The 13,119-nt window shown below is 58.9% G+C and carries 3 protein-coding genes, 2 tRNA genes and 2 rRNA genes; all 7 read right to left on the reverse strand.

The window, feature by feature from the left end:
• Positions 1 to 19 precede the first annotated feature (19 nt).
• Positions 20 to 2,107 (reverse strand): exodeoxyribonuclease V subunit alpha, encoded by a 2,088-nt coding sequence (recD, locus tag AAEO81_RS26055; RefSeq protein ID WP_341959864.1) that lies wholly within the window; start codon positions 2,105 to 2,107, stop codon positions 20 to 22.
• Positions 2,104 to 5,799 carry an exodeoxyribonuclease V subunit beta gene (recB, locus tag AAEO81_RS26060; protein WP_341964625.1) on the reverse strand — a complete coding sequence of 1,232 codons (3,696 nt, stop codon included), beginning with the start codon at positions 5,797 to 5,799 and terminating at the stop codon, positions 2,104 to 2,106. The genes recD and recB overlap by 4 nt, the downstream gene beginning before the upstream one ends.
• The gene (recC, locus tag AAEO81_RS26065; RefSeq protein ID WP_341959866.1) at positions 5,799 to 9,284 is read right to left on the reverse strand and encodes an exodeoxyribonuclease V subunit gamma; all 3,486 of its coding nucleotides are present in this window, start codon (positions 9,282 to 9,284) and stop codon (positions 5,799 to 5,801) included. The genes recB and recC overlap by 1 nt, the downstream gene beginning before the upstream one ends.
• 178 nt (positions 9,285 to 9,462) lie before the next feature.
• Positions 9,463 to 9,578 (reverse strand): 5S ribosomal RNA (gene rrf, locus AAEO81_RS26070).
• Positions 9,579 to 9,732: 154 nt separating this feature from the next.
• Positions 9,733 to 12,624, reverse strand: a 23S ribosomal RNA gene (locus tag AAEO81_RS26075).
• A gap of 220 nt (positions 12,625 to 12,844) precedes the next feature.
• Positions 12,845 to 12,920 (reverse strand) — tRNA-Ala (locus AAEO81_RS26080).
• A gap of 7 nt (positions 12,921 to 12,927) precedes the next feature.
• Positions 12,928 to 13,004, reverse strand: a tRNA-Ile gene (locus AAEO81_RS26085).
• Between the last annotated feature and the right edge of the window lie 115 nt (positions 13,005 to 13,119).

Genomic DNA, 13,119 nt, shown 5'->3' on the forward strand with positions numbered 1-13,119 from the left:
GCCCCCCAAAAAGCGAAGGCTATAACGCCAACATCAACCCACTCAACCGCTTCACCTTGCGCCGCAGCGCTTCTTCGAACACGCCCTGTCGCGGCTCTATGAGGCTGAACCAGTTTTTCGCCCGCGTGATGCCGGTGTAAATCAGCTCCTTCGTCAGCACCGGGTTCAGCGCTTCGGGCAGAATCAACGCTGTGTGCGCAAACTCCGAGCCCTGGGATTTGTGCACGGTCATGGCGTACACCGTTTCGACATCATTGAGCCGGCTCGGCAGCACGAAACGCACGCCGCCCTCGCCATCGTTGCGCGGAAACGCCACGCGCAGCGCCGTGCGGTTTTCCTCGACCGGGCCTTCCGGCAAACGGAGCGCGATACCAATGTCGCCGTTCATCAAACCCAGTCCGTAATCGTTGCGGGTCATCAATACGGGGCGGCCTTCGTACCATTGCTGATCACTCTCGATCAGGTCGGCAGCGAAGAGCGTCTGAGTGATGCGCTGATTCAACCCCTCAACGCCCCACGGCCCCTTGCGCACGGCACACAACAGCTGGAATTCGTCGAACGCGTTCAGCACCTTGCGCGCCCACTCGACGCAACGCGGGTCTTCGATCGACGTGAGCCCTTGTGGCCGCTCGCTGCGCATCAGGGTCAGATAATGCCGATAACCCTGAGGGCCGCCGCCGTGGCCGTCGAGCAACAAACGCGACAACGCCCGATCCTGCTCGCCCTTGAGCGCCAACGAATACAGGTCCGTATAACCGCCGTTGACCAACAGCGCTCGGGCGTCCTGGTCCTGCTGCTGATTGACCCGTTTCGCCAGTTGCCCAATGCCGCTGCCCGCCACGAAACGCCGCGAGTGACGCAACATCACCACCTGCTGCGCCAGAGCATGTTGCTGCGGGTCGCCCTGTTGCAGCCCGCTTTTGCTCAAGTCCTCGCCGCTGACCGACTCAAGCCACGCTTGCGTGTCGGCGCTGTACATCCCCGCTTCGGCATCGCGACACAGATCGCCCAACACTGCCCCCGCTTCCACCGACGCCAGCTGATCCTTGTCACCCAACAACACCATGCGCGCGTGGGGCGGCAAAGCGTCGAGCAGATTGGCCATCATTTCCAGATCAATCATCGACGCCTCGTCCACCACCAGCACGTCCAGTGGCAACGGGTTGCCCGCGTGGTGGCGGAAGTGCCGCGTGCCGGGCCGACTGCCGAGCAAGCGGTGCACCGTGGTCACGTCGCTGGGGATTTTCTGCCGCACGTCTTCGGATACATCGAGGCTTTGCACCTGATGACTGATGGACTCGGTCAGGCGCGCCGCTGCCTTGCCCGTGGGCGCTGCGAGTCGAATACGCAGCGGTTTGCCGCGCTCCACCGCAGGGGATTGCAGCAGCGCCAGAAGACGCACGACCGTGGTGGTTTTGCCCGTACCGGGACCACCCGTGATGATGCTGAACGCACCGCGCGTGGCAATGGCACAGGCGAGTTTCTGCCAGTCGATCAGCGCATCCGGTGCAGTGCTTGCGTTCCCGAACAGAGCGTCCAGACGCTGGGCCAGGTCGCTCGCCGCGGGTTCGGTTTGGCCGAGACGACGATGCAGCGCGGCGTCGATCCTGCGCTCATACGTCCAATACCGCCGCAGGTACAGGCGACGGTCCGACAACACCAATGGCTTCTGTCCTGCCGTCGTGCTGCTGTCGCCCGCCTTCGCGACAAGAGGGCTGTCCGCCAACGCCTGACACCAGGTCGCGCCGTCCAACGCCTTCAGCAGTGTGGAGGGCAGCAACATCGGCGTTTGCAGCACGTCGCCTTCGGGCGGCAGCGACAGCGCAAAATCAGGCTCTTTGAGGGTTTCGTAGAGATCGAGACAGACATGACCGTGACCGAGCTGATGGCTGGTCAACGCTGCCGCAAGCAGCACCAGCGAATCGGCCGCTGGATCGAGGTCTGCCAAAAAACCCACGAAGGCCTTGTCCAGCGCTCGCAACCAGCCGCGCTCGACCCAGCGCTCCAGCAGCAATAACAAATCGTCTACGCGGCTCAGGGGCTTTAGCGCGGCCAGGCTCTCGGCGTCCAGCGGCGTGGGCAGCAAATGCGCGAAGGTGCGGTTCATGCGAGGTCTCCTGACAGCGTTGCTTCCTCAACCAAAGCTCGCCCCTGAAACAGCAAATCGAGGCTTTCGATCAATTCACGTGGCGGCCGTGTGAACCATGCGCCCTGGCTGGCCGCACGACTGCCGCGCACGAACAGGTACACCGCGCCGCCCATGTGGCGGTCGTAGTCATAATCGGCCAGCCGCGCCTTGAGCTGGCGATGCAAGGCCAGCAGATAAAGCACGTATTGCAGGTCGTAGCGGTTGTCCAGAATCGCGTTTTCCATCGCCATTTCTGTGTAGGCATCGTCGTCGACGCCGAGCCAATTGGATTTGTAATCCGCCACGTAATAGCGGCCCTGATGCTCGAACGTCAGGTCGATGAAGCCCTTGAACATCCCATTGAGCGACACGGTTTCCGCCGCCGCACGGGGCGCGCCGTTGTGGGTGTAGCGACGCACCAATGCGTCCATTTGCGCCACGTCGACTTTCGAACAAGCGAACCAGAATTCCATCTCGACGCGGTACTGATTGGGCTGATCCAGCGCGCTCAAGGCGACCGGCTGCACGTCAGCGCCTAGGCGCAGCGGCATGCTCAAAAGGTGGGTGAGCCAGTCGGTCAGGGTGTTGATCCAGCCCTTCCAGTCGCGACGATTGCAGCGCTGGGCGACGACTTTTTCCAGTGCCACGGGATCGCTGGCGGCAACCGCAAAGCCCTTTTCCCCCGCCCACTCCAGCAAGCCGTGAAGGAAGGTGCCAGGGTTCGGACCACGGGGAAACCGATGAATGTCGCCGCCGCTCACCAGGGTCTCGCGGGGCGCATCCGGGTCGAGGCGTTCGTCGTCGAACAGCTTCTGCGCCTGCGGACTGTCCGGGGATTGGTCGCCGCTGTCGGTGATCGTGTCGCCGATGCGCAAGGCGCTGTAGGACGCGATCCACCAGTTCTCCCGCGCACTGCGGCGGGGTATGCGCGGCTTGCTCAACGCGACCTCGCTGCGCGGGGCGCTGAAGGTGTCTTCGGTCGGCGCAGGTACGGCTTCGACGTGCATGGTCGGCTGATCGCTGGCCAGCGCGTGAAGCCATTGAACGAGCTGCGTCGATTCCGCCAATACGTTGCCGCCACCGAGCAGGTAACCCAGCGCCGAGCGGTGCAGGATCGAGCCTTTGGTGTTGCCGCGCTTGAGGTCGGCGACGCCCAGCCAGCAAGCGTGTTGCGCACGGGTCAGGGCGACGTACAGCAGGCGCAAGTCCTCGGCCAGACGCTCGTCATCCGCTTGCTCGATGAGCGCTGCCGTCGGTTTGAGGCTGATCTGCGCATGCCCATCGGCGTCATGGAAATGCAACGGCAAACGGCTGCCATCGACCGGTTTGGTCGAGCAAATGAACGGCAGAAAGACCAACGGGTATTCCAGCCCTTTGGACTTGTGAATCGTCACGACCTTGACCAGTTGCTCGTCGCTTTCTAGCCGCAAAATCTGCTCTTCACCGGCCTGACCGGACAGCGCCAGGTGCTCGCTCAAATGACGAATCAACGCCTGCTCGCCATCGAGTTCAGCAGCGGCCTGCTGCATCAATTCAGAGAGGTGCAACAGGTTGGTCAACACCCGCTCGCCATCGCTGCGCTGGATCAACGTCTGCGGCAGTTTGAAGTCGTGCAGCAAGCGACCGAGCATCGGCAGCACGCCTTGGGTGCGCCAGATGCGACGGTAATCGCGAAACTGCATGACGCGGTTTTCCCACGCCAATTCGTCCTGATTCAGACGTTCCAGTTCAGTTAATGGCAGGTCGAGCGTGATGCAGGCCAAGGCCGCGCGAAGCGTACGTTCTGCATCGGGTTCTGCACACGCCTTGAGCCAGGCCAACAGGTCGTGAGCCTCTTGCGCGGCGAACACCGAATCCTTGTCCGACAGATACACACTGCGCACGCCACGGAGCGACAACTCGCCGCGCACGGCTTGGGCTTCCTTGCCGTCGCGTACCAGAATCGCGATGTCCGACGGCATCACGCCTTTCAGCGTCTCCCCCGGTTTGGCGAAGCCCGCACGGCCTTGTTGGCCGGCATTGAGCACGCGCACGATTTCACTCGCGCAACTGGCCGCCAACTGCTGCCGATACAGCGTGCCGGACACCGGCTGATCACTTTCCAGTTGCCAGACATTCAGCGCTGGAATGGCCTGGCCGTCGAGCTGAAACACTTCCTTGCGGCCCTGTGAATTAACAGGCTGGAACGGCACAGGATTGTGATCGGCGCTGCGAAACAGAAACGCGCCGCGCCCGATGGGATTGTTCTCTGCACGCACGAACACGTGGTTCACGGCCTCGACCATCCCGTGGCTGGAGCGGAAGTTGGTGCCCAATGTGTGCAGGCGTCCAGTGGTCGCGGTACGGGCGCGCAGATAGGTGTAGATGTCGGCGCCGCGGAAGGCGTAGATCGCCTGCTTGGGGTCGCCGATCAGGAACAGGCCGGTGCTTTCGTCATGGGCTTCGAGCCGATAAATACTGTCGAAAATCCGGTACTGGACCGGGTCCGTGTCCTGGAATTCATCGATCAACGCAACTGGAAACTGCTCGCGAATCAGGGTCGCCAGGCGCTCACCGCCACTCCCTCGCAACGCTGCGTCCAGACGCAACAGCATGTCGTCAAAACCCATTTCGGCACGACGACGTTTCTCTTCTTCGAAGCGCGCACCGACCCATTGCGCGGCGTGTTCGAGTACGGCCGCGTCGGGCGTTGGCAGCGTGTCGAGGGCGACTTTCAGCTCGACCATCGCCTCGAAGGCCGGGTGCGACGGCGGGTTGCTTTTCCAGGCCTCCGCGATGCCATCGGGGGTCAGGCGGGTGAAACCGGTGCCCAGATCGAGCTGCTCCTGTTCGTCATCGTTGGCCCAGGCGATCAGCTTGTCGAACCAGGGTCTGAAGTAGCGCTCCTGCATCTTGCGACCGTCGACAACCTTGCAGTTCACGCCGTCGATGCAGATCGCATGCAACTCGGCGGCCCAATTGGCCCACGGCGACTTGAGGGTCTTCAAGGCTTCGCGGCGCTCGTGAATCGAGGCTTCGATCAGTTGGGTCGGGGTTTGCGTGACCGGCGCGCGATCGCTGCCGAACATCGCACGAACACGTGGCAACAACGCCGCCGGGCCACCCCAGTGTTCACGCACCCAGTTGAGCGCGTCGCCGGTCATCGGATAGCAGAACTTGCGCCAGTAATCGCGCAGCACTTCGCCCAGCAAATCGCTGTGGTCGGTTTCCAGGCTTTGAGTGAACAGGCTGCCGCTGTCGAAGGCGTGCTCGCGCAACATGCGCTGACACCAACTGTGAATGGTCGAAACGGCCGCTTCGTCCATCCATTGCGCCGCGATGTCGAGACGACTCGCACAGCCCGCCCACTGATCCGGCGCGAAGTCGTTGCGCAGGTCGTCGATCAAGGCGTCAGGGGCTTCGATCTCTTGACGGAAGAAGCGCGCCGCTTCGGCCAAACGTGTACGGATGCGGTCGCGCAGCTCTTTGGTCGCGGCGTCGGTGAAGGTCACCACCAGAATCTGCGGCGGCAGCAACTCGCGACCGAAGCCTGAAACCTCGTCGCCGTGGCCAAGCACCAAACGCAGGTACAGCGCGGAAATGGTGAACGTCTTGCCAGTGCCCGCGCTGGCCTCGATCAGTTGGCTGCCCTTGAGCGGGAAGCGCAGGGCCAACGGTTTTTGAAGGTCCATCATGCTCCGGCCTCCACGCTGGACAGGGATTGCCAAGGCGCTTCGTAAATCGGTTTGTACAGCGACTCACACCAGCCGACGAACTCTTCGCTGTCGAGCAGCGTATCGAACGTGGGGAATTGCCGAGCCAGCGCCGTGCTTTCGGCATGCTCGCCTGCGATGTTCTGGCCGTCGCCGTCGTAGGTTTTGCGGGCGGCGGCTTCGGCTTTGACGTCGTCCGCTTCACCGAGCCAGGCAAACGCAGTCTTCACGGCGACGGGTAACGGGCGCTGCATGCCGTGTTGCCAGGCGAGCAGCAGATCGTTGAGGGTGCTTGTGGCTTTTGCCTTATCCAACGGGGGCAAAAGCAGGGTTTCATCGCTAGCCACCAGTGCGGTGGTCAGCGGCAAATCGCAGGCGCACGCCACCAGATGATTGACCCACGGCTTGGTCAGGCGATGCCACTTGCGACCACCTTTGCCGATGAGCTTGTTTGGAACGGCAGTCAGAGCAAGCAGCTCACCTTGCATATTTTGATAGAGGCCATCGAGCCAACCGTCGAGGGCGACGTGTTGATGTTCGTGGCTCACGGGCAACGCGCTGTGCAGGCGCTCCGGCCATTTGAACAACAGGTCGTGGTAGCGCTGCACCAGGTCGGGCAGCGGCTCGATCAACTCGTCCTGTAGGAGCGTGCCGAATCCAGCCATCGGCAACAGCCCACTGGCCTGCAAGCGAACGGCTTGGGCTTTGAGGGATTGGTCAGCGCTTTCAAGGTCCAGGAGCGCCGCTTGCAGCAGGCTATCGCTCAATCCATAGCGCTCAAGAGCATCGAGCACAAAAGGCTCTTCGTCGGCCAAAGGCGCTTCTGCCACTTCGAAGAAAATTTTCAGACGTTGACTGAAGAAGTGTTTGACCGGGTTACGCAAGAAATCTTGCAGCTGCATCAGGCTGAGCGGCTCTTCTTGCTCGTACTTTTCCAGTGCTTTGATTTCGCCCGACTGGACCGCCGCTTCATGCAAGACCTGCCATTCACGGGCAAAGCTGAAGTACTCCAGATTCTCCTGGAAGTATTTGGCGCTGAACGGTTGCAGAGGGTGTTCAAGGGTCAGCTTGTGCAGCAATTGCTGACCTGGGTCGCGCCTCTTCGCGTCCTCGGGTTCGACAGCGTCTGCCAACCGCCAACCGCTGGCCAAATGATCACGTAGTTGGCCAATGAGCACTGACGCCGGACGTTCAGAGTTGTCACGAATGCTGCGTCCGACCCAACTGATGTAGAGCTGATCTCGGGCGGACAGAAGCGCTTCGAGTAGCAGATAGCGGTCGTCCTCGCGACGGGAACGGTCGCCGGGGCGATAATCGCTGCCCATCAAGTCAAAGTCCAGCGGCGGTTGTGCGCGGGGGTAATCGCCGTCATTCATGCCCAACAGGCAGACCACTTTGAACGGGATCGCACGCATCGGCATCAAGGTGCAGAAGTTGACGGAGCCTGCGAGGAAGCGCTGCGAGAGTTTTCCTTGATCCAGCCCGGCGAGCCACGCCTCGCGCACAACCGTTAGCGGCAGTTCTTCCAGCAGGCCGACCGTTTCGCAGGTCTCCAGCCAGCTTTCGCGCAGGGTTTCGAGTTGGCCGAGTAGATAGTCGTCGTGCTCGCTGTCCGCCGTGAAAAACAGCTGCATCAGCGCTTGTATACGCGTGCCCCAGACCGGCGGGGTGGCAGGCTGCGACAGTTCGGCGTGGGCGACTTGAAGGGCGTCGATCAAGGCGACCAACGGGCCGATGAGCGCGGCGTCCAGGCCGCCGATTTCGTCATAGGGTTCGATGTCATGGTAGGCAATGCCTGCACCCACGGCGTACCCCAACAGCATGCGTCGCAGACCGAAATGCCAGCTGTTCTGTTCAAGGGCTTCAGGAAGGCCCAAACCCTCACGTTGCTTGGCATTCAGCCCCCAGCGCACGCCTGCGCCTTCGATCCAGCGATGCAGGGTTGGCAGGTCGCGTTCGTCGATGCCGAAACGTGCGCGCAGGGCGGGAACGTCCAGCAGGTCGAGGATCTCGCTGACCGGAAACCGACTGTCGGGGATCTTCAACAGGTGTTCGACGGCAATCAGTAAAGGGTCACGACCGCGCTGGCCCTGGTCCGCCAGTGTGAAAGGAATGAAGCGGCGATCGTCACGGTCCAGTTGCCCAAACACGGCACGAATGTGCGGGGCGTAGCTGTCGATGTCCGGGACCATCACGATCACATCGCGAGGGCGCAGATCAGCATTGGCGCTGAACCGCGCGAGCAACTGGTCGTGCAGCACTTCCACTTCGCGCTGGGCGCTGTGGGCCACGTGGAAGCGGATCGAGCGGTCTTTCTTGATGTCGACGGCGGGCCAACACTCGCGGGTTTCACTCAACGGTCGCAGTTCGAGAATGTCGTCCTGTAACTGGCTGAGAATGGTTTGGGGGTCGCCGTCGCTGAACAGATCGATACGCCCGTCGCGGAAGATCGAGCGGTAGCTGTTAGGGTCGTCGTGGCTGTCGAGCAGATTGATGTAGTCGCGGCCCTGCTTGCCCCATGCGGCGAGCAGTGGATGGGCGTGCTGGTGCAAGGCGTCCGGGTTGAGTACCACCGGCATCCCAGCCTTGCGCGATTGACGTTTGTACTCGTGCCGTAGCAAGTCTTTGTCAGCAACGATATCCGCCCAGTGGTGACGGCAGGGGTTGTGCACGCAGAGCAGCACTTGGCTGAAACGTGACAGACCGGCGAGGGCTTCAAGCGCTTGGGCAGGCAGCGAGGAGATACCAAACACAATGACCCGGGCGGGCAAGCCTGCGGGGGCCTCGGTCAGGGTATTGATCCGCTCCATATAGCGCTGATGCACCCCGGCACGGCTCTGAGCCATCCCCTCGGCACCGACATCATGAAGCAGCGCTCGCCATAACTCGGCCTGCCAACAGTTTTCGGGTTTGAGCGGTTTGGCCTCTCCCCTGACGTTTTTCAACTGATGCCGCCCTGCAGCCCAGTCTTCCAGCCAGTCGGCGCGGTATACCTGGTATTGGTCGAACAGGTCCGCCAGGCGCTCGGACAATTGATAGCGCTTGCGCAGATCGGTGTCGGCGGTGAGAAAGCGCTGCAGCGGCTCGAAATGCGGTTGGTCGATCAATGCGGGTAACAACCGCATCAAACGCCACGTGAGTGGGGCTTTATCGAGCAGCGAGGTTTCAGGGATTTCATCCTTCCCCAGCACTGCGCGGTAAAGCTGCCACATGAAACTGCCGGGGAGCTGAACGTCGATGGCGGCAGCAATCCCACACCCGCCTTGATCGTCGTCCTGTGCATCCTCTGCCAAGGCAAGCTTCAGCCACTGGGCGATACCGTTGCTTTGTACCAGCGCGACTTCGTTTTCCAGCGGGGTCAGCGGGTAACGCCGCATCCACGACACCACAAGGCTACGCAGTTCATCCAGGCGATTGCCATGAACCACCATGAACCCAGGGTTAAGGTTGGATGTCACCGGCATGGCTGCTTCCTTGGCGTTTGGAGAGGGAGAAGACTAACAGAGGGGACACTTGACCTGTAGCCGTTCGACTTGCCGGCACTGCTGTAGCCAAGATCGCATCCAGAGGTGGAATGCAATCTTTTTCCGCACGCAAAAACAAAACCCCATCTGCTTTCGCAAATGGGGTTCTGGAATTTAATCTTGACGATGACCTACTCTCACATGGGGAAACCCCACACTACCATCGGCGATACATCGTTTCACTTCTGAGTTCGGGATGGGATCAGGTGGTTCCAATGTTCTATGGTCGTCAAGAAATTCGGGTACCAAGTCGTGGCCAGCGGCCTCGCCTCAGCAAATCGGGTATGTGATCAGGTCGTTCGTCTGTGCTGCAAACTTTCGGTTGCTGTCGTCTTCACAGTCACCGCAATCTGATGCCCTCTCGGGTCGCAGATTGCTTGGGTGTTATATGGTCAAGCCTCACGGGCAATTAGTATTGGTTAGCTCAACGCCTCACAGCGCTTACACACCCAACCTATCAACGTCGTAGTCTTCGACGGCCCTTCAGGGAACTCAAGGTTCCAGTGAGATCTCATCTTGAGGCAAGTTTCCCGCTTAGATGCTTTCAGCGGTTATCTTTCCCGAACATAGCTACCCGGCAATGCCACTGGCGTGACAACCGGAACACCAGAGGTTCGTCCACTCCGGTCCTCTCGTACTAGGAGCAGCCCCTCTCAAATCTCAAACGTCCACGGCAGATAGGGACCGAACTGTCTCACGACGTTCTAAACCCAGCTCGCGTACCACTTTAAATGGCGAACAGCCATACCCTTGGGACCGGCTTCAGCCCCAGGATGTGATGAGCCGACATCGAGGTGCCAAACACCGCCGTCGATATGAACTCTTGGGCGGTATCAGCCTGTTATCCCCGGAGTACCTTTTATCCGTTGAGCGATGGCCCTTCCATACAGAACCACCGGATCACTAAGACCTACTTTCGTACCTGCTCGACGTGTCTGTCTCGCAGTCAAGCGCGCTTTTGCCTTTATACTCTACGACCGATTTCCGACCGGTCTGAGCGCACCTTCGTACTCCTCCGTTACTCTTTAGGAGGAGACCGCCCCAGTCAAACTACCCACCATACACTGTCCTCGATCCGGATAACGGACCTGAGTTAGAACCTCAAAGTTGCCAGGGTGGTATTTCAAGGATGGCTCCACGCAAACTGGCGTTCACGCTTCAAAGCCTCCCACCTATCCTACACAAGCAAATTCAAAGTCCAGTGCAAAGCTATAGTAAAGGTTCACGGGGTCTTTCCGTCTAGCCGCGGATACACTGCATCTTCACAGCGATTTCAATTTCACTGAGTCTCGGGTGGAGACAGCGCCGCCATCGTTACGCCATTCGTGCAGGTCGGAACTTACCCGACAAGGAATTTCGCTACCTTAGGACCGTTATAGTTACGGCCGCCGTTTACCGGGGCTTCGATCAAGAGCTTCGCGTTAGCTAACCCCATCAATTAACCTTCCGGCACCGGGCAGGCGTCACACCCTATACGTCCACTTTCGTGTTTGCAGAGTGCTGTGTTTTTAATAAACAGTCGCAGCGGCCTGGTATCTTCGACCGGCATGGGCTTACGGAGCAAGTCCTTCACCCTCACCGGCGCACCTTCTCCCGAAGTTACGGTGCCATTTTGCCTAGTTCCTTCACCCGAGTTCTCTCAAGCGCCTTGGTATTCTCTACCCAACCACCTGTGTCGGTTTGGGGTACGGTTCCTGGTTACCTGAAGCTTAGAAGCTTTTCTTGGAAGCATGGCATCAACCACTTCGTGTTCTAAAGAACACTCGTCATCAGCTCTCGGCCTTGAAATCCCGGATTTACCTAAGATTCCAGCCTACCACCTTAAACCTGGACAACCAACGCCAGGCTGGCCTAGCCTTCTCCGTCCCTCCATCGCAATAACCAGAAGTACAGGAATATTAACCTGTTTTCCATCGACTACGCTTTTCAGCCTCGCCTTAGGGACCGACTAACCCTGCGTCGATTAACGTTGCGCAGGAAACCTTGGTCTTTCGGCGTGGGTGTTTTTCACACCCATTGTCGTTACTCATGTCAGCATTCGCACTTCTGATACCTCCAGCAAGCTTCTCAACTCACCTTCACAGGCTTACAGAACGCTCCTCTACCGCATCACCAAAGGTGATACCCGTAGCTTCGGTGCATGGTTTGAGCCCCGTTACATCTTCCGCGCAGGCCGACTCGACTAGTGAGCTATTACGCTTTCTTTAAAGGGTGGCTGCTTCTAAGCCAACCTCCTAGCTGTCTAAGCCTTCCCACATCGTTTCCCACTTAACCATGACTTTGGGACCTTAGCTGACGGTCTGGGTTGTTTCCCTTTTCACGACGGACGTTAGCACCCGCCGTGTGTCTCCCATGCTCGGCACTTGTAGGTATTCGGAGTTTGCATCGGTTTGGTAAGTCGGGATGACCCCCTAGCCGAAACAGTGCTCTACCCCCTACAGTGATACATGAGGCGCTACCTAAATAGCTTTCGAGGAGAACCAGCTATCTCCGAGCTTGATTAGCCTTTCACTCCGATCCACAGGTCATCCGCTAACTTTTCAACGGTAGTCGGTTCGGTCCTCCAGTCAGTGTTACCTAACCTTCAACCTGCCCATGGATAGATCGCCCGGTTTCGGGTCTATTCCCAGCGACTAGACGCCCTATTAAGACTCGCTTTCGCTACGCCTCCCCTATTCGGTTAAGCTCGCCACTGAAAATAAGTCGCTGACCCATTATACAAAAGGTACGCAGTCACCCAACAAAGTGGGCTCCCACTGCTTGTACGCATACGGTTTCAGGATCTATTTCACTCCGCTCTCCGCGGTTCTTTTCGCCTTTCCCTCACGGTACTGGTTCACTATCGGTCAGTCAGTAGTATTTAGCCTTGGAGGATGGTCCCCCCATGTTCAGACAAGGTTTCTCGTGCCCCGTCCTACTCGATTTCATTGACAAGAGATTTTCGCGTACAGGGCTATCACCCACTATGGCCGCACTTTCCAGAGCGTTCCGCTAATCTCAAATCAACTTAAGGGCTGGTCCCCGTTCGCTCGCCACTACTAAGGGAATCTCGGTTGATTTCTTTTCCTCAGGGTACTTAGATGTTTCAGTTCCCCTGGTTCGCTCCATGCACCTATGTATTCAGTGCAAGGTAACCATCTTGTGATGGTTGGGTTCCCCCATTCAGACATCTCCGGATCACAGTCTGTTTGCCGACTCCCCGAAGCTTTTCGCAGGCTACCACGTCTTTCATCGCCTCTGACTGCCAAGGCATCCACCGTATGCGCTTCTTCACTTGACCATATAACCCCAAGCAATCTGGTTATACTGTGAAGACGACATTCGCCGAAAGTTTGCATTTCACAAACTTTACCTTAGCCTGGACACGCACCAGTGAAAGAGGTGCCCAGTCTATCTTTCTATCACATACCCGAATTTTTAAAGAACGATCTAATCAAAGACTAGAAATCAACGTTCGAACCAAACGTTCATTTCTAAGCTTTGCGATTTCAGAAGCAGTATGGTGGAGCCAAGCGGGATCGAACCGCTGACCTCCTGCGTGCAAGGCAGGCGCTCTCCCAGCTGAGCTATGGCCCCGGGAAACTGGTAGGTCTGGGCAGATTTGAACTGCCGACCTCACCCTTATCAGGGGTGCGCTCTAACCAACTGAGCTACAGACCTAAATCTTGATGCAAACCGCGATCAAGCTTGAAGCTTGTAGCTCAAAGCTTGGAGCTGCTTCTATCGTCTTCTTCAATGAATCAAGCAATTCGTGTGGGAACTTGCGAAGAAGCTG

Origin of the sequence: Pseudomonas sp. RC10 (assembly GCF_038397775.1) — a bacterium.
In the GTDB taxonomy this organism is placed as follows: Bacteria; Pseudomonadota; Gammaproteobacteria; order Pseudomonadales; family Pseudomonadaceae; genus Aquipseudomonas; species Aquipseudomonas bambusae.

Excerpts from the sequence above, each read along its gene's own strand:
- recD (WP_341959864.1), bottom strand. The coding sequence starts at position 2,107 with ATGAACCGCACCTTCGCGCATTTGCTGCCCACGCCGCTGGACGCCGAG.
- recB (WP_341964625.1), bottom strand. The coding sequence starts at position 5,799 with ATGGACCTTCAAAAACCGTTGGCCCTGCGCTTCCCGCTCAAGGGCAGC.
- recC (WP_341959866.1), bottom strand. The coding sequence starts at position 9,284 with ATGCCGGTGACATCCAACCTTAACCCTGGGTTCATGGTGGTTCATGGC.